At 59.2% G+C, this 24522-nt stretch carries 23 protein-coding genes, 1 tRNA gene and 1 pseudogene; 11 read left to right on the top strand and 14 right to left on the bottom strand.

All coding sequences use genetic code 11. From position 1 onward, the window contains the following. Positions 1-13: 13 nt before the first annotated feature. The 6 genes from iolD to iolC form a co-directional block, all read right to left on the bottom strand. On the bottom strand, positions 14-1951 hold the full coding sequence (iolD, locus tag ALQ04_RS20225; protein ID WP_122317513.1) for a 3D-(3,5/4)-trihydroxycyclohexane-1,2-dione acylhydrolase (decyclizing): 1938 nt from the start codon (positions 1949-1951) through the stop codon (positions 14-16). Positions 1952-2031: 80 nt separating this feature from the next. Continuing rightward, positions 2032-2862 carry a TIM barrel protein gene (locus ALQ04_RS20220; protein ID WP_122317512.1) on the bottom strand — a complete coding sequence of 277 codons (831 nt, stop codon included), beginning with the start codon at positions 2860-2862 and terminating at the stop codon, positions 2032-2034. Positions 2863-2895: 33 nt separating this feature from the next. After that, positions 2896-4398 (bottom strand): CoA-acylating methylmalonate-semialdehyde dehydrogenase, encoded by a 1503-nt coding sequence (locus ALQ04_RS20215; RefSeq protein WP_122317511.1) that lies wholly within the window; start codon positions 4396-4398, stop codon positions 2896-2898. A 26-nt stretch (positions 4399-4424) separates the two neighbouring features. Then, positions 4425-5234 (bottom strand): 5-deoxy-glucuronate isomerase, encoded by an 810-nt coding sequence (gene iolB, locus ALQ04_RS20210; RefSeq protein ID WP_122317510.1) that lies wholly within the window; start codon positions 5232-5234, stop codon positions 4425-4427. Positions 5235-5248: 14 nt separating this feature from the next. Beyond that, positions 5249-6148 (bottom strand): myo-inosose-2 dehydratase, encoded by a 900-nt coding sequence (gene iolE, locus ALQ04_RS20205; protein WP_122317509.1) that lies wholly within the window; start codon positions 6146-6148, stop codon positions 5249-5251. A 45-nt stretch (positions 6149-6193) separates the two neighbouring features. Next, positions 6194-8131 carry a bifunctional 5-dehydro-2-deoxygluconokinase/5-dehydro-2-deoxyphosphogluconate aldolase gene (gene iolC, locus ALQ04_RS20200; RefSeq protein WP_122317508.1) on the bottom strand — a complete coding sequence of 646 codons (1938 nt, stop codon included), beginning with the start codon at positions 8129-8131 and terminating at the stop codon, positions 6194-6196. A 293-nt stretch (positions 8132-8424) separates the two neighbouring features. On the opposite strand from iolC, the gene ALQ04_RS20195 reads away from it, so the two are divergent. The 3 genes and pseudogenes from ALQ04_RS20195 (at position 8425) to ALQ04_RS27720 (ending at position 10949) form a co-directional block, all read left to right on the top strand. Next, complete coding sequence (locus tag ALQ04_RS20195) at positions 8425-9333, top strand: MurR/RpiR family transcriptional regulator (RefSeq protein ID WP_122317507.1); 909 nt, start codon at positions 8425-8427, stop codon at positions 9331-9333. Between the two features lie 308 nt (positions 9334-9641). Continuing rightward, positions 9642-10415 (top strand): annotated as a pseudogene (locus ALQ04_RS27725) (PAS domain-containing protein); the annotation flags it as partial. Positions 10416-10502: 87 nt separating this feature from the next. Then, positions 10503-10949: a methyl-accepting chemotaxis protein gene (locus tag ALQ04_RS27720; RefSeq protein WP_409077279.1), complete on the top strand. Its 447-nt coding sequence runs from the start codon at positions 10503-10505 to the stop codon at positions 10947-10949. An 83-nt stretch (positions 10950-11032) separates the two neighbouring features. Here the strand turns inward: ALQ04_RS27720 and ALQ04_RS20185 are convergent, their stop codons facing one another. From ALQ04_RS20185 to ALQ04_RS20175, 3 genes are read right to left on the bottom strand one after another with little or no spacing between them, the layout of a single operon-like run. Continuing rightward, a complete protein-coding gene (locus tag ALQ04_RS20185; protein ID WP_122317505.1) occupies positions 11033-12013 on the bottom strand; it encodes a lysylphosphatidylglycerol synthase domain-containing protein in 981 nt (326 codons plus the stop codon). Then, positions 12010-13272: a cardiolipin synthase ClsB gene (gene clsB, locus ALQ04_RS20180; protein WP_122317504.1), complete on the bottom strand. Its 1263-nt coding sequence runs from the start codon at positions 13270-13272 to the stop codon at positions 12010-12012. Before clsB ends, ALQ04_RS20185 begins: the two co-directional genes overlap by 4 nt. Then, positions 13269-14054: an endonuclease/exonuclease/phosphatase family protein gene (locus ALQ04_RS20175; RefSeq protein WP_183142234.1), complete on the bottom strand. Its 786-nt coding sequence runs from the start codon at positions 14052-14054 to the stop codon at positions 13269-13271. The genes clsB and ALQ04_RS20175 overlap by 4 nt, the downstream gene beginning before the upstream one ends. A 164-nt stretch (positions 14055-14218) precedes the next feature. On the opposite strand from ALQ04_RS20175, the gene ALQ04_RS20165 reads away from it, so the two are divergent. Together ALQ04_RS20165 and ALQ04_RS20160 are read left to right on the top strand one after the other, a co-directional pair. Then, the gene (locus ALQ04_RS20165) at positions 14219-14659 is read left to right on the top strand and encodes a hypothetical protein (protein WP_122317501.1); all 441 of its coding nucleotides are present in this window, start codon (positions 14219-14221) and stop codon (positions 14657-14659) included. Positions 14660-14806: 147 nt separating this feature from the next. Beyond that, complete coding sequence (locus ALQ04_RS20160; RefSeq protein ID WP_122317500.1) at positions 14807-15346, top strand: cytochrome b; 540 nt, start codon at positions 14807-14809, stop codon at positions 15344-15346. A gap of 147 nt (positions 15347-15493) precedes the next feature. Here the strand turns inward: ALQ04_RS20160 and ALQ04_RS20155 are convergent, their stop codons facing one another. Further along, entirely contained in the window at positions 15494-17626 is a 2133-nt protein-coding gene (locus ALQ04_RS20155) for a TonB-dependent siderophore receptor (protein WP_122317564.1), read from the bottom strand. A gap of 282 nt (positions 17627-17908) precedes the next feature. Between ALQ04_RS20155 and ALQ04_RS20150 the strand changes: the two genes are divergently transcribed. Then, positions 17909-20089: an outer membrane assembly lipoprotein YfiO gene (locus ALQ04_RS20150; protein WP_122317499.1), complete on the top strand. Its 2181-nt coding sequence runs from the start codon at positions 17909-17911 to the stop codon at positions 20087-20089. Positions 20090-20095: 6 nt separating this feature from the next. Next, entirely contained in the window at positions 20096-20809 is a 714-nt protein-coding gene (locus ALQ04_RS20145) for a DUF3142 domain-containing protein (protein ID WP_122317563.1), read from the top strand. Between the two features lie 2 nt (positions 20810-20811). Here ALQ04_RS20145 and ALQ04_RS20140 read toward each other — a convergent pair whose 3' ends face one another. Then, positions 20812-21369 (bottom strand): cysteine hydrolase family protein, encoded by a 558-nt coding sequence (locus ALQ04_RS20140; RefSeq protein WP_122317498.1) that lies wholly within the window; start codon positions 21367-21369, stop codon positions 20812-20814. A 142-nt stretch (positions 21370-21511) separates the two neighbouring features. On the opposite strand from ALQ04_RS20140, the gene ALQ04_RS20135 reads away from it, so the two are divergent. The 3 genes from ALQ04_RS20135 (at position 21512) to ALQ04_RS20125 (ending at position 22973) form a co-directional block, all read left to right on the top strand. Beyond that, positions 21512-22261, top strand: coding sequence for a 3-oxoacyl-ACP reductase family protein (locus tag ALQ04_RS20135; protein WP_122317497.1), 750 nt, complete (start codon positions 21512-21514; stop codon positions 22259-22261). Positions 22262-22427: 166 nt separating this feature from the next. After that, a tRNA-Ser gene (locus ALQ04_RS20130) sits at positions 22428-22517 on the top strand. Between the two features lie 87 nt (positions 22518-22604). Next, positions 22605-22973, top strand: coding sequence for a c-type cytochrome (locus ALQ04_RS20125; RefSeq protein WP_122317496.1), 369 nt, complete (start codon positions 22605-22607; stop codon positions 22971-22973). A gap of 6 nt (positions 22974-22979) precedes the next feature. Here the strand turns inward: ALQ04_RS20125 and ALQ04_RS26965 are convergent, their stop codons facing one another. Next, positions 22980-23144, bottom strand: coding sequence for a DUF6021 family protein (locus tag ALQ04_RS26965; protein WP_183142233.1), 165 nt, complete (start codon positions 23142-23144; stop codon positions 22980-22982). 156 nt (positions 23145-23300) lie between these two features. On the opposite strand from ALQ04_RS26965, the gene ALQ04_RS20120 reads away from it, so the two are divergent. Continuing rightward, on the top strand, positions 23301-23705 hold the full coding sequence (locus tag ALQ04_RS20120; RefSeq protein ID WP_122317495.1) for a DUF4124 domain-containing protein: 405 nt from the start codon (positions 23301-23303) through the stop codon (positions 23703-23705). An 18-nt stretch (positions 23706-23723) separates the two neighbouring features. Here ALQ04_RS20120 and ALQ04_RS20115 read toward each other — a convergent pair whose 3' ends face one another. Together ALQ04_RS20115 and ALQ04_RS20110 are read right to left on the bottom strand one after the other, a co-directional pair. After that, positions 23724-24101 (bottom strand): barstar family protein, encoded by a 378-nt coding sequence (locus ALQ04_RS20115; protein WP_122317494.1) that lies wholly within the window; start codon positions 24099-24101, stop codon positions 23724-23726. A gap of 10 nt (positions 24102-24111) precedes the next feature. After that, positions 24112-24513, bottom strand: a complete 402-nt coding sequence (locus ALQ04_RS20110) for a ribonuclease domain-containing protein (RefSeq protein WP_122317493.1) — start codon at positions 24511-24513, stop codon at positions 24112-24114. Between the last annotated feature and the right edge of the window lie 9 nt (positions 24514-24522).

Genomic DNA, 24522 nt, shown 5'->3' with positions numbered 1-24522 from the left:
TAAATGACCGCAATCAATATTGACGGGCCTTGGCCAGTTCCTTGTTGAGCTTTTCGTACACCTGCGCCGTGCGGCCAGTGGTCGATACCTCGGCTACGCCGACCCGCCACCAGGACAGGTAGTTGTGAATCATGGTCTTGGGCAGGACCTTGATATCGATCAGGGTCGAGACGGTCTGGCGCTGCGCATCCTGCAAGGCCGCTCGCAATTGCTCCAGAGTGCTGACCTTGTAGGTCTTGCAGCCATAGGCTGCCGCGCTCATGGCGAAGTCCACAGGCACGAAGTCGCCATCGAGCAGCCCGGTTTCCGGGTTACGGAAGCGGAACTCGGTGCCGAAGCTGTTCATGCCATTACCCATTTGCAGGTTGTTGATGCAACCGAAAGTCATGTTGTCGAGCAGCACCACGTTGATCTTGCGCCGCTCCTGAATTGAGGTCGCCAGCTCCGAGTGCAGCATCATGTAGGAGCCATCGCCCACCAGTGCGAAGACTTCCCGCTGTGGCGCGGCCAGCTTGACGCCCAAAGCGGCATTGACCTCATAGCCCATGCAGGAATAGCCGTACTCGACGTGATAGGTATCGACCCCGGTGCTGCGCCAGGCGCGTTGCAGATCGCCGGGCAGGCTGCCGGCAGCAGCAACGATCACTGCATCCTCGGGCAGGCTCTGGTTGAGCACACCCAGCACGCCGCTCTGGGTCAGGCAGGAACCGGTCAGCTCGATGAATTCGCGCAGTACCGCCGGGTCCATGTGGTCGTTGATTTCAGGTGTGAAATCCTCGGTCTGGTATTCGGCGGCATAGATACGATCAACCTCGGCATCCAGTTCGGCGCGGGCCTTGGCGGGCGCGTCGCCCCAGGCTGCACGATAGCCATCGGCCTGCAACTCTTCGGTCAAGGCCTGCAAGGCCACATGCGCGTCCGCCAGCAGTTGAACGCCGTCCAGTTTCTGTACATCGAAAGCGCCGACATTGAGATTGAGAAACTGTACCTGCGGATTCTGGAACAGCCATTTCGAGGCTGTGGTGAAGTCGCTGTAGCGCGTACCGACCCCGATGATCAGGTCGGCCTCCCTGGCCAACTGGTTGGCCGCCAGGGTTCCGGTTTCACCAATGCCGCCCATGTTCAGTGGATGGGCCGAGACAATCGCACTCTTGCCGGCCTGGGTTTCGGCAAACGGAATACTGAAGCGTTCGGCAAAGGCCTGCAAAGCCTGAGCGGCACCGGAATAACGCACCCCGCCGCCACAGATCAGCAGAGGCTTGCGCTTGCCCTTGAGCAATGCCAGCGCATCATCCAGCATCGCCCGGCTGGGCGGACGACGGTCGATGCGGTGCACACGTTTCTGCAGGAAGCTGTCGGGGTAATCGTAGGCTTCGGCCTGCACATCCTGAGGCAAGGCCAGAGTCACGGCACCGGTTTCAGCCGGATCGGTCAGCACCCGCATGGCATTGAGCGCAGCGCTCATCAGTTGCTCGGGACGGTTTATACGATCCCAGTATTTGCTGACGGCCTTGAAGGCATCGTTGGTGCTGATGCTCAGGTCATGGAACTGTTCGATCTGTTGCAGCACCGGATCGGGCTGACGGCTGGCATAGACATCGCCGGGCAGCAACAGCAGGGGAATACGGTTGGCCGACGCCGTCGCGGCAGCGGTGAGCATGTTGGCGGCGCCCGGTCCGACCGAAGAGCTACAGGCGTAGATCCTGCGGCGCAGATGCTGCTTGGCAAAGCCGATGGCCGCATGGCACATGGCCTGCTCGTTACGGCCCTGGTGAACCACCAGTTCGCCGCTGTCCTGCTCCAGCGCCTGACCGATCCCCAGCACATTGCCATGGCCGAAGATCGTGAAAATGCCGGCGACGAACTTGCTCTGTACGCCATCGACTTCGACGTACTGGTTATCCAGAAACTTCACCAGGGCCTGGGCCATGGTCAATCGGGTTGTGCTCATGTTCGCACCTTGTTCTTGTAATTGGGGTAGTCCTTTCGCGAACCCTGTGGGAGCGGATTCATCCGCGAAGACGATAGACATCAATCATTGAGCGAAACGGCCCGGGACAAGTGGCTCATGCTCTGCAGGATCGCCATGGGAATGTTGTCCAGGGCATGCACGCTTTCGGCAAACGGCTCGAACGACAGATGGCCGTTGTAACCACTGGCCAATAGCCGTTCGATCTGCCCGGCGTTGCCGAGAATATCCGCCTCGCCGACCAGCACCCGATGCCCGTCGCGAATACTGTTGAGCGGCGCTTGGGCATCTTCGACACCGGAGATATGCACCAGCCCCGTCAGTTCTGGAAACAGCTCCACTTCACCCGCCAGGTGGTGATGGAAGGTGTCGTGCACCAGGCGGTACACATCCAGCCCGCCAATCGCCTTGATCGCATCCACCGCCTGACGCTTGAGGCGCAACGCGCACTCCTCGAAGCCCAGCGGTTCGACAAAACCCAGAATCCCGTGCTCGCGCAGAATCGGTGCCAGCTCGGTCAATGCCGTGCGCAAGCCGGTCGCACGCTGCACCGCATTGCGCGGATCGGCCAGCTCGTTGAGCGGGCACAATACCAACGCCTCGGCACCGCAATCGCGGGCGTACTGCGCCAGTCTGGTGGCCTGGGCACGGCGTTCGTCATTCCAAACATCGAACGGATACAAGGCATTGATCGATAACACCCGCAGGCCTTTGCTCGCACACAGCTCGCGAACTGTCTGTGGCGGCGTGCCGTCCTCGATCTCGACACCCTTGAGGTCATTGCGGATTTCGATGGCGTCGGCGCCCAGTTTCACCGCCAGATCGACAAAATCCGGCAACGACAAACGCGGAGCGACCATACGGTTCAAGGCAAAACGCAGGGGCTGGCTCATTGTTATTGTTCTCCACAATCCATTGTCTGAAGGTTACTTGGCGGTTGGCATGCTGAACTCGGGGCCTTTGGCGATGCTGTCCGGCCAGCGCTGCATGACACTCTTGTAGCGGCTGTAGAAGCGCAGGCCTTCTTCGCCATAGGCATGGTGATCGCCGAACAGCGAGCGCTTCCAGCCACCGAACGAATGCCAGGCCATGGGCACCGGAATCGGTACGTTGATCCCGACCATGCCGACCTTGATGGAGCGGGCAAAGGCACGGGCCACGCCGCCATCGCTGGTGAAGCACGACACACCATTGCCGAACTCGTGGGCATTGATCAGCGCCACGGCGCTGGCGAAATCCGCTACATGGACAATGCCCAGCACCGGACCGAAGATTTCTTCCTTATAGATCTGCATTTGAGGGGTGACGTTATCGAACAGCGTCGCGCCGACGAAGAAGCCCTGCTCGGCGCCCGGCACCTTGAAGTTGCGCCCGTCGACAATCAGTTTCGCGCCTTCTTTCACGCCCTGATCGATATAGCCCTCGACCTTGGCCTTGTGCACGGCGGTGACCAGCGGCCCCATATCCGAATCGGCATTCATGCCATCGCCGACCTTGAGCTGGTCGATGCGCGGCAGCAGTTTGTCGATCAGACGCTGACCGACATCGCCCACCACCACGGCAATCGAAATGGCCATGCAGCGCTCGCCAGCCGAACCATAGGCCGCGCCGATCAGGGCATCGGCGGCCTGATCCAGATCGGCATCGGGCATCACGATCATATGGTTCTTGGCCCCGCCCAGCGCCTGCACGCGCTTGCCGTGGGCGGTGCCCTGCTGGTGGATGTACTCGGCAATCGGCGTCGAACCCACGAAGGAAATCGCCTCGATGCCCGGATGCTGCAACAGACCGTCCACCGCCACCTTGTCGCCCTGCACGACGCTGAACACGCCATCGGGCAGGCCGGCTTCCTTGAGCAGGCGCGCCATCAACAGGCTCGCCGACGGATCGCGCTCCGAAGGCTTGAGGATGAAACAGTTACCGGTGACCAGCGCCATGGGGATCATCCACAGCGGCACCATCACCGGAAAGTTGAACGGCGTGACCCCGGCACAGACGCCCAGCGGCTGGCGCAGGTTCCAGTTGTCGATGCCACCGCCGATGTTGTCGCTGAACTCGCTTTTCAGCAGGTTCGGCGCGCCACAGGCGAACTCGACGATTTCAATACCGCGCACCACTTCGCCACGGGCATCGGACAGCACCTTGCCGTGCTCACGGCAAATGATCTGCGCCAGCTCTTCATGATGCTTGTCCAGCAGTTCCTTGAACTTGAACATCACCCGCGCACGGCGCAGCGACGATTGATCCGCCCAGGCTGCAAATGCCGCCTGGGCCGAGGCGACCGCTTCATCGATGGTCTTGAGGCTGGCCAGTGCAACCCGCGCCTGGACCTTGCCGCTGGCCGGATTGAACACATCGCTGTAACGCTCGCCATCGCCATTGTTCAACTGCCCGTTGATGTAATGACCGATAACCGGGGACTCGCTCATCTGACTGACTCCAAATCGAAAGAGGATTAAAGATCCAGCAACCAGCTGTGCTGCGGATCGTTATGGAACTGCCAGGCGCGCGTGGGGCCTGCCATCACGTTCAGGTAATAGGACTCGTAGCCATACGGCACCGTGACCGGGTGATAGCCACGGGGCACGGTCACCAGATCGTTGTTCTCCACGGCCATGGCCTGATCGATGCTGCGATCGTCGGTGTACACCCGCTGGAAAACGTACCCCTGGGGCGGGTTGACCTGGTGGTAATAGGTTTCTTCGAGGCAGCTTTCGTGGGGCAGGTTGTCCATGTCGTGCTTGTGCGGCGGATAGCTTGAGGAATGCCCGGACGGGGTCCGCACTTCCACCACCAACAGCGAATGGGCCAGCTCGGTGTCCGGCAGGATGTCGCAGACATAACGGGTATTGGCACCCTTGCCGCGCACGCTGCGTTTCATGCTGTCCGGGGTGATGAGGCGCGCCGAGGCGCGTTTGGAGCTGTCGCCGGGCGCCTTGCAGACCGCCACTTGCGCCGGCCCCAGCGCGGTGAAGTGCGCCTGGCTGTGCGGCGGCAGGTACACGGCGAACGGCGATTTCTCTTCAAACACCGAATGCCGGTCACCGATGTTTTCCCAACTGAAAGCGCCCTGCCCCGGCGCCTCACCACTGACACTGGCGTGTCCGGCAAGCAACACCACACACAGTTCATTGTCTTCGGCACTGAGCGGCAAACGCTCGCCAGCTTCCAGACGGTAGGCCGCGAAGCCTACATATTGCAGAGCGCCATCCTGCAACTCGACGATGTCGCGTCCCTGTGCCTTGCTTTTAGTCAACAGACTCATTGTTCAATCCTCCGCTATCGGGCATCCACCAGCAGTTGGCGCAGCGTGTCATAGCCTTTTTTGGCATAGGCATAGCTGGGCGCGACGGCAGGGTCCTGCTCGGCCTCGACCACCAGCCAGCCCTGATAACCGGCTTGCAGCAAGACCTTGAGCAGCGCCGAAAAATCGATATCGCCATCGCCGGGTACGGTAAAGGTGCCATTGACGATGCAGTCCGGAAAACTCCAGAGATGGTTGCGCGCCAGTTGCACCACAGGTTTGCGCACGTCCTTGAAATGCACATGACAGACGCGCTCGATGTGTTTGCTCAAGACCTGCAAAGGCTCACCGCCGCCCATGTAGCAATGGCCCGAATCGAACAGCAGCCCGACTTCGGGGCCGGTCAGTTCCATCAGGCGGTCGATGTCCTGAGGCGACTCGACGTAGGCGCCCATGTGATGGTGATAAGCCAGGCGCACGCCCTGAGAGAGCGTGAAACGCGCCAGTTCGGTGAGCTTGTCGGCGTACTCGCGCCAGGCGGCATCGGTATGAAAACGCGGGCGCTCGACCAGCGCAATGCGCTGCCCCTGAATCGAGTCGGCCACTTCGCCATACACCAGCACCGAAGCGCCGTTCTGCGCCAGCAACTGGACATGAGAAGCAATGGCCTCGATTTCCTCGGCCACCGAGCGCCGCGCCAGACGGCTGGAATACCAGCCAGACACCAGCGCCAGATCATGGGGACGCAAGACATCGCCGACACCCTTGGCGTCCTTGGGAAACTTGCCGTTGAGCTCGAAACCTTCGTAACCGATTTCCTTGCCCTCGCTCAGGGCTGTGCTCAACGGCGTTTCGCCGCCCAGCGCCGGCAGGTCGTCGTTGCTCCAGGAAATCGGGTTGATGCCGATGCGAATGTTGGATGCGGAAACAGGCATGGCTGCACCTTTCTTGTTGTTATCACTGCGTCAATGACGATGGGTTCAGGCGCGGGCTTCGCGCCAGGACTCGATCAACCAGATAAACGTACTCTGCACCTGATTGATCAGGGTCGCGTCGTCGATTTCCCCGGACATCCAGGCGCGGCTCGGCTCGCGGAAAATCGTCCGGCCCACGGCAAAGCCCTTGCAGGTAGTACTGTGACGCGCCTGGGCAAACCCGGCAGCAAGGTTTTCGACCGGCGCATTGAGCCCCAGCAGCACCACACCCCGGCAATACGGATCGCGCTCCTGAATCAATTCGTCCAGTTGCTGCCAGACCTCGGCGCTCTGCGCTTCAATCTTCCACCACGCAGGATAGATGCCCAGGTTGTACAGGCGCTTGATAGCGCGGTACATCACGTCGGGATGAGTCGATGGATGGTCCTTGGGCGGAATGATTTCCAGCAGCAATTCATGGCCACTGACCTGCGAAGCCTCGTACAGCCCCTTGATCTGTGCCTCCTGCTCCAGCCGCAGCAGCGGCTCATCATCGGGGTGGTACTGCACCAGGCACTTGATGATCTGCTCTTTTGGCCAGCTCAACAGATTGCTGCCGATGGAACGACCATGCTCGAAGGCCAGAGGCCTTGAGCCCTGCACTTCCACTGGACGGGCCACCCACCAGTCGCGACCGGTGGCAGCATTGAGCGAGTCCTGACCGAACCGCTGATCGGCAAGCAGGCCGACATCGGCGTCGACGCCACGCTTGCGCAAATCGGCCTCGACACGCTCGACGGCCGTGATGAACAGCTGTTTGAGCTGGCTGATACTGCCAAGCTCACGCCCGGCCTGCTGGGCCAGTTCCACCAGTTGGCCGCGATGATCGAAGGCAAAGATGAACAACTGCTTCCACTGTCTGCGGGGTACGCTGACCTGATGCAGGCGTTGCAGGGCGGTATCCTGATCAGGCCGGGTAATGGGCACCGGGCTGTCGAACAGGTAATCGAGTTCCGCCGGGGTCGGCATGGCCGGCGCACAGGCATGCCGTGATACCACCAGCCCGCCACAGGCATTGGCCAACTGGCAGCAGCGTTCATCGCTGGCGTCCTTGAGCCAGCCACTGAGGTAACCGGACATGAAGGCGTCGCCGGCGCCCAGCACATTCAGCACTTCGACCCGCACGCCCGGATAGATGGCGCCATCTTCGAGGCGGGCCGGGATGGCACCGTGAATCACCGTGCAGCCTTGCGGCCCGAGCTTGACCACCAGCGTGGCCGCCGTCAGTTCGCGCACCACTCGCAAGGCACCGAGCAGATCCTGGGTGCCGCCAGCGATGAGAAATTCTTCTTCGGTGCCGACGATCAGGTCAAAACGCGGCAGGATGCGCTGTACATGCTGGCTGACGTGCTGATCGGCGACAAACCGGGTTTCACCGTCGGCCTTGCCCGCCAGCCCCCACAGCACAGGCCGGTAATCGATATCCAGAACCCGTTTGACGTTGTGTTTCTCGGCGTAATCCAGCGCCTGACTGCTTGCCTTGAAGACCTGGTCGGTGGAGAAGTGCGTGCCGGTAATCAACAATGCCTTGCTGGAGGCAATCTGTGCTTCGTCGATATCCTCGGCACGCAGGGCCATGTCGGCGCAGTTTTCCCGGTAGAACACCAGGGGAAATGTTTCACGATCTTTCAAACCCAGCAGCACCATGGCGGTCAGACGCTCGGGATCGCGCTTGATTGCACTGACATCACAACCTTCACGCGCCAGTGACTCGACCAGAAAACGCCCCATGTGATCGTCGCCAACGCGGCTGATCATGGCGGACTTGAGGCCCAGCCGAGCGGTGCCGAAGGCGATGTTCGCCGACGAGCCGCCCAGATACTTGGCAAAGCTTGAGACATCTTCCAGCCGCGCTCCAACCTGCTGCGCGTAGAGATCGACGCCAAGGCGTCCGAGGCAAATCAGATCCAACTGACGCCCACTGACAAAGCGTGTCTGGCCCATGGTGGCTCCTGTTATTTTTATCAGCCTGCAGGTCACGCAGCAGGTGCGTGAAATGCCTTTGGTGAGACAGAGCCTAAAACGTCCCGAGGCATCAATCAATAATTATTCTATAATTTTTTCAAGTGGAATATTTTTTCCAATACCTGATGCATGGAGCACTGGCATACTGGGCAGGCAGGTGAGATATAGTTCAAGACCAGGTACGAAAGCTGCCAGATCAGCGCCGATCAGCGACGCTAGCCTACTTTCGTACCGCGCCTGACGCCCTAAAGAACAAGTAGAAGGATGGAAACATGCACAACACCGACCAGCCGCCTCCGCCAGACACGGGCCTCGATACGCCACCGACCAGCGCCGAAGGTCTGCTGCGGCTGATCACCAATGAATATGACGCCCTGCCCCGTCAGCTCAAGCGTATTGCCAGTTACATGAGCCAGCAGAGCGACAGGATCATGGTCGACCGCATCAGCGATATCGCTCGCGAATGCGAAGTTCATCCTTCGGCCATCGTGCGTTTCTCGCAGCGTTTCGGCTTCAGCGGCTTCAGCGAAATGCAGGCCCTGTTCCGCGAGGCCTACACACACAAGACCACGCCGGTACAGAATTACCAGCAGCGCATCCGCAACATGATCGCCAACAAATCGCAGAAAGCCCGTGGTGGCGATCTGGCGCGCGAGTGTGTGAATGCCACCCTGTCCGGTCTGGAGCGCCTGGGCGCGGACCTGGACGACGATGAATTCGAGAAGGCCGTGGATCTGGTGGTCAACGCCGACAATATCTACGTGGTGGGCGTGCGCCGCTCCTTCGCCGTGGCCGATTACCTGGTCTATAACCTGCAACACACCAACAAGCGTATCCACCTGATTTCCGGCCTGGGCGGCAGTTACCGGGAACAGATGCGCAGCGTACGCGCCAACGATCTGGTGATCGCCATCAGCTTTACCCCTTACGGCAAGGAAACCCAGCATTGCCTGCGGATCGCCCAGCACAATCAGGCCAAGACCATGATCATCACCGACAGCAATCTCTCGCCACTGGCCAAACGGGCCAATTCGGTGTTGCTGGTCAATGAAGGCAGCTCATTCGCCTTCCGTTCATTGAGTGCCACACTCTGCCTGTGTCAGGCCCTGTTCATCGCCGTGGCTTATCGTCTGGAATTGAAAGTGGACGAAATTCACGAACAGGCAGGTTTCGACGATTGAGCCGAAACTTCCTGATAGTTGAGTAGTTACTCTATTTATCGCGATACGCCTGCTATCTGGCTGGCGTCAAAAAATATTCTCTATTCATTTGATTGAAACTTTTCATTAAAACAATTTAAAACAACGCTCGGATTAATAATAAAGTTGCACCTCATTATCATCCGAGTATTTTTTTCATAATCCGTTGTCAAACCCCATACTTGCCACCTATAGTGCCATCATCGCAGAAGGATACGCACGAGTGCCTTACGCACCCCAGGCCGAAGGACGGGAACTTTTACTGCCACTTCCTCCTGAGCCACGCCGCCATGCTATTTAATTCAAACAAGAAAGAATTAATTGCCCTCCAGAACACTGTCGAACAACAAGACTGGTTATTGAAAGCAATCGACCGCTCGATGGCCACCATCGAATTCGATCTGACCGGCGTTGTGCTCAGTGCCAATGACAACTTCCTGAAAACCATGCATTACCAGCGCGAACAGGTGGTGGGCAAGGAGCACCGGATATTCTGCCTGCCCGAATATGCACGCAGCCCCGAATATGCCCGGCTGTGGTCACGTCTGCGAGCCGGAGAATTCGTATCCGAGACTTTCCGTCGTGTGGCAGGCAATGGCCAGACGGTCTGGCTGGAGGCCAGTTACAACCCGGTCAAGGACAGTTCGGGCAAGACCGTGAAAATCGTCAAGTACGCCCTGGACATTACTGCCAAGGTGCAGGCCGACAGCGAAGCGAAAAACAAGCTCCAGGCTCTGGATCGCGCCATGGCGGTGATCGAGTTCGACCTGGAAGGCCGGATTCTATGCGCCAACGACAACCTGACCCGGTTGATGGGCTACAGCGAAAAAGAGCTGGTCGGCAAGAACCATCGAATGCTGTGCCCACAGGAAATCAGTAGCAGCAGCGAATATGCCGACTTCTGGAAACGCCTGAACAAGGGCGAGTTTTTCAGCGGCCAGTTCAAGCGGGTCAACCGCCATGGCCAGATCCTGTGGCTGGAAGCCAGTTACAACCCGGTCTATGACGTCAACGGCAAGCTCTGGAAGATCATCAAGTTCGCCTCGGACATCACCGCCCGCGTCGAGCAACATGAACGCGATTCCAACAGTGCCGCGCAGGCTTATCACATCTCGGTACAGACCCGGAAAGTCACCGAACAGGGCACTCAGGTGATTCAGCAGGCGGCGACCGAAATGCGCCAGATCTCGGTGAACATCGAGGATTCGTCGCGGATCATCACTCAACTGGGCGAACGCTCGGAGCAGATTACCGCCATCGTCAACACCATTCGCAGCATTGCCGAACAGACCAACCTGCTGGCGTTGAACGCCGCCATTGAAGCAGCGCGTGCCGGTGATCAGGGTCGAGGCTTTGCCGTGGTGGCCGACGAAGTACGGCAACTGGCCGGCCGTACCAGCCGCTCGACCGCCGAAATCTCGGAAATGATCGGTGTGATCCAGAACGAAACCCGTCAGGCCATCGACAGCATGGACAACACCCGCAACAACGCCGTCAAGGGCGTCGATCTGGCGGACCAGGCCGGCTCGGTGATCGTGCAGATCAGCGAAGGCACCAGCAATGCGGTGGATGCAGTGAAAATGTTTGCCCGACAGTAGAAGCCGTCTTGCCACTTCGCGGTGGTATCCCGGCCAACAAAGACTATCGACAGGAGCGAATTTATTCGCGAATAAATTCGCTGCTACGACCGTTGTTGATTACTGGCGCTGAGCTTTTTCGCCTGTTTTTCCAGCACCACATACACCAGCAGTGCAATCAATAGCGGCAGCAGGAAGTAGATGGCGCGGTAACCGATCAGGGCGGCCAGCAGGCTGCCCTTGGAAAACTGCTGGGCCAGCAAGGTGATGAACACGGTTTCCAGCACCCCGAGCCCGGCCGGGATATGGGTAATCACACCCGCAATACTGCTGATCAATAACACGCCCAGTATCGTCGGATAAAAAGCGTTGTCAGGCAGCAGGGTGTAAATCACCAATGCCATCAACGACCAGTTCAATGCGCCAAGGCTGGCTTGCATCAGTGCCTGCCTGAGCGAAGGCAGGACGATCTCCTGGCCACGCAGGTTCCAGGAGCGTCGTTTGGAAAAGCGGCACGCCAGCAGGTAGGCCGCGCACAACACCAGCAACCCCACGCCAATCAATTGCAGGGACGTCGCACCGACTTCCCAGGCCTTGGGCAGCCTCATGAACCCCATCGAGAACACGAAACCCGCCAGCAGCATATAACCCAGCCAGTTGGTGATCAGGCTGAAGCTCAGGATCCGGGTAATGGTCGGCACGTCCAGCCCCAGCCGCGAGTACAACCGATAGCGCAGGGCAATTCCGCCCACCCAGGAACTCAGGTTGAGATTGAAGGCATAACAGACGAACGTCACTGGCACGACCTGCTGGACCGACAGTTTATGGCCGGTGTAATGACGCGCCAGGATATCGAACCCGCAATAGGTCAGGTAACTGGCCAACGCAACCAGAGCCGCAATGCCCAGGGTACTGGCCTTGTAGGACTGCAAGGCATGGCTGACTTCCTGCCAGTCGAGATTCTTGACCAGCATGAACAGCAGCACGGGCACGGCGATAAAGAAAAATACATTCAAGCCACGCTTGGCCCACTTCCAGCGGGTTCCCTGGCTATTGCTCGATGACGCCTCGGCGACGTGGCTCATGACGATTGCTCCTGATCCGGCAAATCCTGGCGGGCCTGCTGTTCGATGACTCGCGCCTCGGGTATCACATCCCCTGCCCTCACCGGCTTGAGGCGCATGCCGTGGACCGGAAACAACCCGGCAATGGCGGGAAAATGGCGCAGAAAGTGAAAGCACAGAAAGATCATCGGCGCCCGCCACCACTGGCCACGTGCCGCGCCCTTGAGGCTGATCTGGGTGCTGTGCGCGGCGGCCAGATCGCGCAGATGTTCGTGCAGATGCTGGTTGAGGGCCGAATCGCGAATGAACAGATTGGCCTCCAGATTCAGTGCCAGGCTCAGCGGGTCCAGATTGCTGGAGCCGATGGTGGACCATTCGTGATCGATCAGCGCGACCTTGCCATGCAGTGCGCGCTGCTTGTACTCATGGATCACCACGCCATCGCGCAACAGATAGGTGTAGGTCAGGCGTGAACAGACCCGCACGAACGGCATGTCCGGCTGGCCCTGCAGGATCAGCGTGACCTTGACCCCGCGTCGTGAGGCATTGCGCAGCTCGCGCAGAAAGCGATAGCTGGGGAAGAAATAGGCATTGGCGATGGTGATACGCTGGGTCGCGCCGCGAATGGCCTTGAGGTACTGCTCCTCGATATCGGTGGTGTGATTACTGTTGTCGCGCTCGGCCAGCATCATCCGCGCACTACCGGCGTATTTCAGCTTCAGCGGGATCTGCTTGAGGCTGTCCCGCACCGCCGGGCTGAGCATGTGCAACGCGCTGCGATGGATATCGGCGATGATCGGGCCACGCACCAGCACGGCATAGTCCTGCTTGGCCGTGAGCCCCGTGTCGGTCATGTGATCGACGCTGTAGTTGATCCCGCCGATAAACCCCAGCTCGCCATCGATCACCACCACCTTGCGGTGCAGGCGCCGGAACAGATTGGTGCGCATGCCCATGAAACGCGGACGCGGGTCGAACAACTGGATCTGGATACCCGCATCGAGCATGGTTTTGACAAACCCGGAACTCAGGTCCGAGGTGCCATAGTCATCCACCGTGACCACCACCCGCGCCCCATTGTTGGCCGCTTCGATCAAGGCCTGTTGCAGCGCCTTGCCGATACGGTCCTCGAAAATGATGAAGGTTTCGACCAGCACTTCCTTGCGGGCCGCGCGGATGCACTCGAAAACCCGCGAGAAGAAATCCTCGCCGTTGATCAGCAGCTCCACGCAATTACCATCGCGCCACTGCCCTTGCTGCTCCCTGGCCTCGTTGCTCATAAAGTTACCTCCACCGCCAAGGGTGCATGATCGGAAAGATGGGACCACGGCCGGTTGGACAGCACCCGGGGCCTGTGGCTCGTCGCATTGCGCACGTAAATCCGATCCAGCCTCAACAACGGCCAGCGGGCCGGAAAGCTCTTGGCCGGCGCGCCAAAGCGCTCGACGAAGACTTCATGCAGCCCTGTTCCCTCCAGCAACGCATCGGCCCGCAGACGCCAATCGTTGAAATCACCGGCGACAATTACCGGTACTCCGGCCGGCAGGCGCTCCATCAACCCGGCCAGTAGCTTGAGCTGTTGCCGCCGATGGCTCTCGAACAGCCCAAGATGCACACAGACCGCGTGCACATGGCCGTAATGCGGGACATCGAGAATGCAGTGCAGTAACCCGCGCTCCTCAGTGCCATGAATCGAAATGTCGAGGTTCTCGTGCTGGATGATGGGGTACTTGGACAACAGGGCATTGCCGTGATCGCCATGCGGGTACACCGCATTGCGCCCATACGCGAAGTCTTTCCACATGCTGTCGGCGAGAAACTCGTACTGCGAGATGGTCGGCCAGTCCTTGATGCGCTGGGCATGCTGCTGATGCTCACCGTGCACTTCCTGGAGAAACACCACATCCGCCGACACACTGCGCACCGCTTCGCGCAGCTCCGGCAGAATGAAACGACGGTTGAAGATGCCAAAACCCATATGCATGTTCATGGTCAGCACATTCAATGAAATATTGGCTGCTACCGGCGTTATGTGGCCCAAGGGGGGACTGGCACTGGTCAAGACTCGCTCCTTCATGACATTCAAGTCATATGAAGCCCTGCGAAAGCACAGGTTCCGTGTTTTGTCGAATGAACAGTCGCCTTGCCGCTCGTCATCGGCGGCTGAACTTCAAGCAGGCTTTGCGATTCGGATTATTTGAAAGGTCTTGCGAAGAGATAAAAACAATGACTCTGCGACTCTGTATGGCCCTGAGCGGCTGCCTGCTCAGCAATCTGGCCCTTGGGCAGGCCTGTGATGTGCTGACTCGCTCCGCCAGCGAGCAGGTTCCGGTTATCCAGCCGCACATCTGCTATGAATACAAAGGCATGCCGGAAGGTGCCATTGACTGGTCGTGCAGCAATGAAGACAAAGGTTCGACGCCGCGGGAGAAACGCAAGGTTGCAAGCTGCCCCGACGATGCAGTGGCGTCATGCACTGCAACCGCGACCCAGGAGTCTCTGGCCAACGAGCGCTCTACAAGTAAGGAACCCGGCCAGGACACAGCGAATGTGCCCGATGGAGCACAGGTGATTACCTGGTATTACGAGATCAAGGAACAGGCCCAGGCCAGAAATGACTGCGAGCAGAGTGGCGGCAGGTTCAGTTATCCGCTCAAGACGCAATGAGTCGTTTGCCGGCCATCGGGCATGAGCCTTGCTTCATGTCATTTGGATAGAAGCAGCGTCAGGAAACAGTCTTTTTGAAACCGGATGCAGGCTTTCTGCCTGTCTCCTAAGCTATGCAATATCAGCCTTGGAACAAGGGACTCAACAGTGGATGCACAACCTGGTGAACGCTATACCTCCCGGGCCAGATGGCTGCATTGGGTCATGGCCGCCCTGATTGTGCTGGCGTATGCCCTGATTCTCAGCCGTAGCGAATTCGGCAAGGGTTCTGAATACCGGCTGCTGGTTGTACAAAGCCACTTCTGGGTCGGCATCGTGATATTAACCCTGGCCTTTTTCCGCGTGGCCGAACGCCGTCGTCACCGCCCGCCAGGAATCACACCGCCGCTGGAAGGTGCGCTGCGCATCGCAGCGACCGCCTCGCACTATGCGCTATATGCATTTTTGTTCGTGCAGCCGGTACTCGGGTTTCTCACCGTCATGGTCGAAAAAGGCGCCTTGCCCATCCCGCTTACCGACCTGCAAATCCCCTGGCCGTTTCCTACCTCAGACCGTACCGCCGAACGCTTCGAGGACCTGCACAAGCTGCTGGCATCGATCTTCTATTACGTGATCGGCCTGCATGTGCTGGCTGCGATCTGGCATCACCTTGTGCGCAAGGACAATACCCTCAAACGAATGCTGTGATGCCCATGGTTGTGGGTTGCCTCTTCGCGGATGAATCCGCTCCTACCCGGCGCCTGCAGGAGCGGATTCATCCGCGAAAACCCTATTCCAGAAGATACATTTCTTGTGGATGTGCCGGCCTCTTGCGAATGAATTCACCTACGCGGTTCAGAAGTCCAGTTTGGCCCTGGCGATCAACTGGCGGGGTTCGCCAATCACGATGGCGGGCGAACCCAGGCCACTGCTGGACACGTAATAGTGTTCATCGAACATGTTCTTCAGGTTCAGTTGCAGGGTCAGGTCACGGTCGTCGAATTTCATCTTGTAGCTGACAAACACATCGGCCACTTTCGAGGATGGCAGGTAGTACTCGACACCGGTGCCATCGTTCACGCCCCAGCGGCTGGCATAACGTGCACCGGCACCAGCGCGCAGGTTACCAATGCCCACATGGCCGAAATCACGGGTCAGGTACAGCGCAGCGGTGTGTTTGGAAACGCCATCGAGCGGCTGGCCCTTGAGGACCGGATCTTCCAGAACCTCGGTGTCGGTGTAGGCGTAGCTACCGGTCAGGCTCCAGTTCTCGTTGATCTGCCCGGTGATATCCGCTTCCAGCCCACGGGAGCGCACTTCACCGGAAACCCGGGTGCAGGTTTCAGTGCCGCAGGTTTCCGAGGTCTGCACGTTCTTCTTGTTGATATTGAACAGCGCAACCGTAGCGGTAATCGCATCGTTCTGGAACTTGGTACCGAATTCGTAGGCCTTGCCCTCTTCCGGCGGCAGTTCGCCAATCGGTGTCGCGATGGAGGTATTGGGACGGAAGGACTCGGTGTAGCTGGTGTACAGCGACCAGTCCGGCTGGATCATGTACACCAGCCCCAGACGCGGCACGACCTTGCTGTCCTTGACGTCGGCGCCGACGATGAAAGGACGGCCCTTGCCGGTCATTTCCTTGAAGGCGTCGTAGCGCAGACCGGCTTGCAGAATCCACTTCTCGCCCAGGTGAATCGAGTCCTGAACAAAGAAAGCGTGAGTCTGCAAATGATCGGTCTGCTCACTGTTTGGCGCACTGACCCTGCTCGGCAGCGGTGCATTGCCATACACCGGCGCGTTGTAGTTGAAGTCGGCCCCCTGGGTGTCGCGGATCACATCCCCCATATCGCGCTCGTTCTTCATGTAATCGGCACCGATCAGCACCTCATGCAAGGTATCGCCCCAATACAGCTTGCCCAGGGTATTGACGGTTGCAGTGTGCGCAACCTGCTCGGCATCACGGGTCGCATCGCCGCGGCGGGTCACCACACCGGTGGTGTAGTTGGCCGACATGTAGCGCGACTGATAGTCGTTGTAATAATTGCGGCTGTAGCCATAACCGGTGCGCAGCGACCAGGTGTCGTTGAAGCGGTGCTCCATACGCAGATCCAGCGCGTCGGAGCGGCCAGTGGTGACGTTGAACGACTCGTCGAGACGGCGGGTGCGCGGAATATCCAGCACCTTGCCGGTGCTCGGGTTGATCTGCGTGCCACGGTCGAACGGCACCGAGTACTCCATATGTTCGTAGGCGGCCGAGACGGTGGTGTCTTCGCCATACCAGGCAATGGAAGGCGCGACCACGGTCTGGTCGATGCTGCCGAAATTGCGCCAGTAATCGTAGTTCTGATCGTCGACGATCAAACGATACGCCAGGCCGTTGTCACCCAAAGGGCCGGTCAGGTCGATCTGCTGGCCACCGCCGCCGAAACTGCTGCCGAAGACCGAGATGGAATGCGCTGCCGTCAGTTGCGGCTTCTTGGTCACCACATTGATGACGCCGCCCGGATCCTGCACGCCATACAGCATCGATGCCGGACCTTTGAGCACCTCGATGCGCTCGGTGGTCGGCGTGAAGTTGCGCGCCTGCACCGACTGCATGCCATCGCGCATGATCGAGTTATCCCGGTTGGTGCCAAAGCCGCGCTTTTGAATCGCATCCTGGGTGCCGCCCAGCGTGTTGCCCTGCTTGACGCCGCTCACCGCATTGATCGCCTCGTCGAGGCTGGCAGGTGCGCGGTCCTCGATCACCCGGTTGGTCACCACGTTCACCGACTGCGGCGTTTCAACCAGACTCGCATCGCTGCGCGTGGCCACCGACGCCCGGCGCGCCTGATAGCTGGTGGCGCTGTGCTCGACGTTCCCGGCTTCCGAGGGCTCGGAGCGGGCATCGATATTGACCGGGTTGAGCTGCAACTCTTCAGCAGCGAAGGCCGCAGGCATGCCGCCAAGAGCGCAGAGCAACACGGCCGCCGAACACAGGCCGAGCATCGGCACCGGGCTCTGACGCAATGAGAAACAAGCCCGCTCCATAGGCAAGACAGCGTTTTGGGTTGGTATGCAAGAACCGGCTTGATGCTTTGTCATGGGTACAACGAGCTCCCGAGTCGTGATGGCGTTCGTCTTGAAACGAATCTGATTCTCACTAACACGTGCGCCGAATGGATTTACCTCACCTGGTTTTTGAAATTTTTTGCATCACCCTTGTCCGTCGGCAATAAAGCCACGGGTATGATCGTCGGAATTTGTAACCACGGATCAAGGACGCCCCCCATGCGCACCCGCCTGTTGACTGCTCTGGCACTGGCTGTTGGCTCTGTTTTCTGCACCCAGGTGCAGGCCAGCGGTGATGACTCCTGTTATCCGAACTGGTCGCTGATCAAGGAGCGACTGGATGTCTGCAGCAATCTGGCATTTCTCAGCCCCGGTAACGACAGCCAGGTCAATCTGCGCCTGTTGCTGGCCGATCAGGGTGCGCTGGCGTTGCAACCCCATGCATTGAGCAATGACGACAAGGCGCAAGGCTATGGCCCGGTGCCCTTCGCCCTGTATCGCCTGAGTCCACCAGGAGCAGCGCAGGAAACCGAGCCGGCAGAGCAATCAGTCGCGGCCAACAGCCCATTGACGCCCCAGCTGGAAAAGCTGGGGCTCAAGCTGCCCGCCACCGAAGCCGCTGGCGATGCCTTTTTGCAAGGTGAAGGCAGCCGTTGTCGCAGCAATTCCCCGGCAAGTGCCAGCGCCTTTATCGGCCAGTTGATCGCCAGCCCGGAGCTGAACGACAACGAACGCCGCACACTGGCCAATGCTCGCCTGCAACTGCTGAGCCTCTGCGGCTGGGACGCCAGCCAGCAGGCGAGCATGATCCCTGCCGATATTCAGTCCGCAACCGGCCAGGCATTCGCCACTTATCTGCGCGCCGCCAGCGACTTTTACAGCGGGCGCTTTGCCGAAGCAGCAAAAGGCTTCGCAGCCCTGAGTGAAAACCCGCAGCCCTGGCTCAAGCAGACCGCCCTGTACATGAGCGCACGCACCGCCCTGAACGATGCCCAGCAAAACGCCTTCAATGAATACAGCGAACGCACTGCCGAGCAACTGGACACGACTCGCCTGCAACAGGCACAGGACGGCTTCGAGCATTACCTGCAGGCTTATCCGCAAGGCGAGTACGCCGCTTCGGCGCGCGGTTTGATGCGTCGTGTCCACTGGCTGGCCAACGACTCCGACAAACTCGCCGGGGATTTCGCCCTGCAACTGACGCAAACCACGGCGGCGCAACGCAACGTGTCGCTGGACGAGCTGGTCAGCGAGGTGGATATCAAGCTGCTGACGGTCAACAGGCAAACGCTGCAAACACCCTTGCTGATGGCCATCAATGACCTGATGTGGATGCGCGAACAATCGACCCCGAAACTCAGCGCAGCCGACCTGCAGGCGCAGAAGGCGATCTTTGCCGAACAGCCGGCGCTGTATGCGTATCTGCAGGCCGCGTTTGCTCTGTATGTCGAAGACAATCCGGGCAAAGCCCTGACGCTGCTGCCAGACGAACTGCCGAGCAACCTCGATTACCTGTCCTTCAGCCAGCAGATCCTGCGCGGCCTGGCGCTGCAAGCCGGCCAGGACTGGAAAGCCGCCCAGTCACTCTGGGAAAACCTGCTGCCGCTGGCCAGGCAACCGCTGCAACGCGAACAACTGGAAATGGCCCTGGCCATGAGTTACGAGCGTGACGAACAACTGGCCAGGGTCTTCGCGCCCGACTCGCCGATCCAGTCCGAACAGGTCCGCTATACCCTGCTCAGGCATGTGGCCGATGCCGACCTGCTGCGCCAGCAGAGCACCAAGGGCCTGAATGCCACCGAACGCAACACCGCGCAGTTCGTGCTCCTCTACAAGGACCTGCTGCGCAGCCGCTACGCCGACTTCGGCGAAGACTTCAAACAGTTGCCGACGACACCACCCGACGAAAAACTGGGCTACAGCCTGGGTTACGTATACGACAAAGGACCGGAACTGGCGCTCTTCCACTGGCAAGGCGACAAGGCAGAATCCGGTTACAGCTGCCCGAGCATTGCCCAGACCGCAGCGGCCTTACAGGCTGACAACAAGAACCCGCAGGGCCTGAACTGCCTGGGCGAGTTCATCCTGCGCAATCATCTGGACAGCATGCCGCTGGACCAGCGCCGGCATGCCGACAGTCTGGGCGGCAGTGCACCGGGCTTTGCCGGTGAAGTCTTCTCCCGGCTCGACGGCTATAAACAGGTCATCGCCAACCCCAAGGCGGCACGCGACGACAAGGCCTACGCGCTGTTTCGGGCCATCAACTGCTATGCGCCCTCGGGCTATAACAGTTGCGGCGGCAAGGACGTGGAACCCTCCGTACGCAAGGCCTGGTTCAAGCAACTGAAAGGCGACTTCGCCGCGACCCGCTGGGGCAAATCGCTGCAGTATTACTGGTAGATGTCGATGAAACTCTGGCGTTGCCTGCCGCTGCTCTGGCTGCTGAACCCGGTTCATGCCCAGGCAGCAGTGGACGCGGCTGATTACGACGCCTTCTGGCTATGGGGTGGCGTCACTGCGCAGCCGGTGCTGGAGCAGGCCAGAACCCTGTATGTGCTGCAAGGCCAGATCAGCAGTTCACGCCGCGATCCGCAACAGCGGGTGGATTTCATCGCTCAGGGCATGAGCGTGACCCGGCTGCCCCATGAACAGCTCTGGGTGGTGTATCGCGCCCACACCCTGCGCTGGCCGGAGTCGGTCTACCGCCAGTTGTTCGGTCAGGTCGAGCGCTGGCGACAGGCAGGCAATACGCTGGTCGGCATCCAGATCGACTTCGATGCCCGCACCCGCTACCTGAATGAATACGTCGACTTCCTGCGCGACCTGCGCCGCCGCCTGCCCGCCCAATACCGGCTGAGCATCACCGGCCTGATGGACTGGAGCAGCAACGCCGACGCCAACGCCATTGGCGAGCTCAAGGGCGTGGTAGACGAAGTGGTGGTGCAGACCTATCAAGGCCGCCACAGTATCCCGGACTACGCCGCCTACCTGCCGCGCATGAACCGCCTCGGCCTGCCGTTCAAGATCGGCCTGATCCAGGGTGGCGAATGGCAGGCGCCGGGTTATCTGCAGGACAGCGCATGGTTCAGGGGTTATGTGGTGTTTCTGCAGAACCCATGAGGCTACAGGCGCTGCAAGACTTCTGCCGTGCCGAGCACGGTTGCATATTCCCCATGCAGATTGCCCAGCGACATGGCATGCACCTCTTCGGCACTGTGCGGGGTTCCGAAAAAATCCGCTTGGTCGAAAGTGAAGCAGGCGTCATGCACCACGATCACCTCAAACCCCAGGTTGCCGCCGCTGCGCGCCGTGGACTCCACCGAATTATTGGTGATGACGCCCACGATGACCAGTTGTGAAATCGACGCTTCACGCAACCACGCTTCCAGTTGCGTGCCGCAGAACGCATCGGGAACCTGTTTGCGCAATTCGCGCTCTCCAGCATGCGGCACGAAGGCTGGCTGATAATCAACACCGGCCTGCTCCGGCCAGAACACTGAATCGGCCGACCTGGAAAAGTGCCTGACATGCATCACTGGCCGCGCGCTCTGGCGCCACGCCTGTAATAACGACGAGATCTGTGTCTCGGCTTGCAGGTTATTGCGACGCCCCAGTTTCGGATGGTTGATGCCCTGTTGCAGGTCGATAAGGATCAAAGCGCTGTTGGCATGAATATTCATTTAATTGAATCACTCCTCCGTCACGGGTTCAGATCACAGCAGTATGTATGACAGTGCCTGCGCTCCGGCAATGTCTATGCTCAAACCTCCACACCGTCCAGCGTCAGCTGTCTTCAACGATGCAACCCCACAGGAGAACACCATGATCCAGCATCGCAACCTCACCGGCAAAGTGGCACTTGTGCAAGGCGGCTCTCGCGGTATCGGTGCCGCCATCGTCAGGCGTCTGGCTCAGGAAGGCGCGGCCGTGGCCTTTACCTACGTCAGTTCCGAAATCAACGCACTCGACCTGCAGGACAGCATCAATGCCAATGGCGACAAGGCCCTGGCCATCCGCGCAGACAGCGCCGATGCCAACGCCATTCGTCACGCCGTGCAGACTACCGCCGAAACCTTCGGCGGCCTGGATATCCTGGTCAACAATGCAGGCGTGCTCGCCGTCGCACCGCTGGACCAGTTCAATCTGGACGACTTCGACAGAATCCTCGCCATCAACGTCCGTGGCGTGTTCATCGCCAGCCAGGAAGCGGCCCGGCACATGAGCGAAGGTGGCCGCATCATCAACATCGGCAGCACCAACGCCGAGCGCATGCCCTTCGCCGGTGGCGCGCCCTATGCCATGAGCAAGTCGGCACTGGTCGGCCTCACCAAAGGCCTGGCCCGCGACCTCGGTCCGCAGGGCATCACCGTCAACAACGTCCAGCCCGGCCCGGTGGACACCGACATGAACCCGGCCCATGGCGAATTCGCTGAAAGCCTCATGACCTTCATGGCCATCCCCCGCTACGGCAAGAGTGAAGAAATCGCCAGCTTCGTGGCTTACCTTGCAGGCCCGGAAGCGGGCTACATCACCGGCGCCAGCCTGAGCATCGACGGCGGCTTCAGCGCCTGATTGCCTGCCCGGCATCGCCCCCCGGCTCAGCCACAAAACCGGGGGCGAACCCCAAAGCGCTACTTTTTGCTTAAGCGCATGAAAATTCTGGAAAAAAGGTTTGCGTTAAGAAAACGTTTCGACTACATTAGCGCGCCTCGACAGACACAACAGTCTGAAGAGATACGGTGAAGTGTCCGAGTGGCTTAAGGAGCACGCCTGGAAAGTGTGTATACAAGAAATTGTATCGAGAGTTCGAATCTCTCCTTCACCGCCAAATTAGAAAAACGCGAAGCCCCTGAATTCAACGAATTGCAGGGGCTTCGTGGTTTTCGGCGTTTGAAAAATGCCTCAAAGGACGCACATGAAAAAAACCGTGCCATTGCTACTGGCCTTGTTGATCCCGACAACTGCCCAGGCTGCTGGCGATGCCGAAGCTGGCAAGGCAGTCTTCACCGGTCTCTGCGCCGGTTGCCACAAGATCGGCCCCTCGGCCCGCAGTTCATTCGGCCCTCCCCTTACCGGCATCATCGGTCGCCAAGCCGCACAGGCCGGGGACTATAAGTACACCCCGCAAATGCAGGCTTCCGGCATCGTCTGGACCCGCGAAAAACTCAGCGCCTTTATCCAGGCCCCCGGCGAAGTCGTACCCGGCACCCGCATGAAACTCTGGTGGCGGGGCAACGACCAGCGCATGGAGGATCTGCTGGAATACCTTGAGGCTAACAAGTAGCCGAGCTTACTTGTCAGGGGTGTAAGGCGGGTAATCGTCACTTGTGCCCTTATCTTTGGCCGGCGTCTTTGCAGGCTTCACAGGGTCTACTTGCGGATCGTCGGCATCCGGGGATTCCGGGTTGAAATCCAGATCGTCGTGATTGCCAGTCTTCGATTTATCACCGTTCATGCATACCTCCAGTGAGATGGGTTGAATTTGCCGCATGAAATTCAGAAACCCTCAGCCCACCAGAGTGCAACGCGACAGACCAACGGTGCATGCATCTCGCCAGCTAGCCGAAATTACTGGCAAATGCTAGCCTTGCGCCACAAATGGAGAGACTTGATGAAATGGCCTTCACTGGCGCTGGCAGTCGCCGCGCTGAACTTCACCGGCAACGCCCACAGCGAAATATTCAAATGCACATCGCCTGAAGGCCGGGTGAGCTTTGCCGCAATTCCCTGCGCCGACGGCAGCGCAGAGGTCTCCGTACAAAGACAAGGCCCGCAGAAGATGCTGCGCCAGGGCGAACCCGTGGACCATGCCCACAAGATCAACCTGAAAGCCACCGAATACCTGAAAGTCAGCGGCCGCGCGAAAGTGACTGTCTACGAGACGGAAAGCTACAAGCAATACCAGAAAGACCGGCCACCGCCGCCGACGGCCGTATCGCAGTGCAAGAGCCCGCTGTATGACAGCCAGTGTTTTGATCCGTCGGGTGGGAGATCGTCGAAGAAAGTCGCGAAGTAGCGGATCACACCGCCTGCCTTACGCCTGAGCAAAGAAGCGCTCGATATCGGAGCGTTCAGACTCAGGGAATACCACTTCAAATGAATGCTCTTCACCCTCCCTCCAGTCAAGAACCGCGTCACTCAACACTTCCAGATAGACCTTCAACTCGGCTTCGGGAATTTTTGGCAGTGCTTCATGGACCAGCACGACCTTAGTGCACGGAATCCACTCAAAATCCCGCAAGCAGTCATACAGCGCATTCCAGTTCATACCGAAATATCCGGGAAACCAGAGCAGCGCGCTGATGGCTCTCAGCAAATAGTCACTGTCGCTAATGCCTGGCTCCAGCCGGGCGTAAAAAACCTTGGAAGTGTCATAAGCCGCAACACCGTCTACAAATGTGAATGGAGTCATTAACCAATACTCAAGGGTTGAGTCTTATGAAGCTGGCGTAGTGGTCGGGAGTGTAATAGACCTCTCCAGCCTTACCCGTAACAATACGTTGAGGCCCGGGGCTGGCAATGCCCACCGAGGGGTGTACATACTCGGTGTAGTAACCCCGGCCCTGAACAGGCAAACCGCGTTGACCGGTCACTTTATCAGGCCTGTTTTCAAATGTACTGCCGTCGTTGCGATGCGGATAGGACCCCCCGCTTTTAATACGTTCCAGGGTCGGCCTCAGGTCTACAGTGCCGACATACACCTTGCCCGTTTTCTGATCGACCACGGTGGCATTGGAAATGAATTCGGTCATCGTGCTGGTCGGTGGGTTTACAGAACCGCCGCCCTTGCCACCACCACCACCACCACTGTCTCTTATACACATCTACTCTCT

The sequence above is a fragment of the Pseudomonas cichorii genome (genome assembly GCF_003700275.1).
GTDB lineage: Bacteria > Pseudomonadota > Gammaproteobacteria > Pseudomonadales > Pseudomonadaceae > Aquipseudomonas > Aquipseudomonas cichorii_B.
The sequence above is the reverse complement of the archived record's forward strand: the minus strand, read 5'-3'. Positions and strand labels throughout refer to the sequence as shown.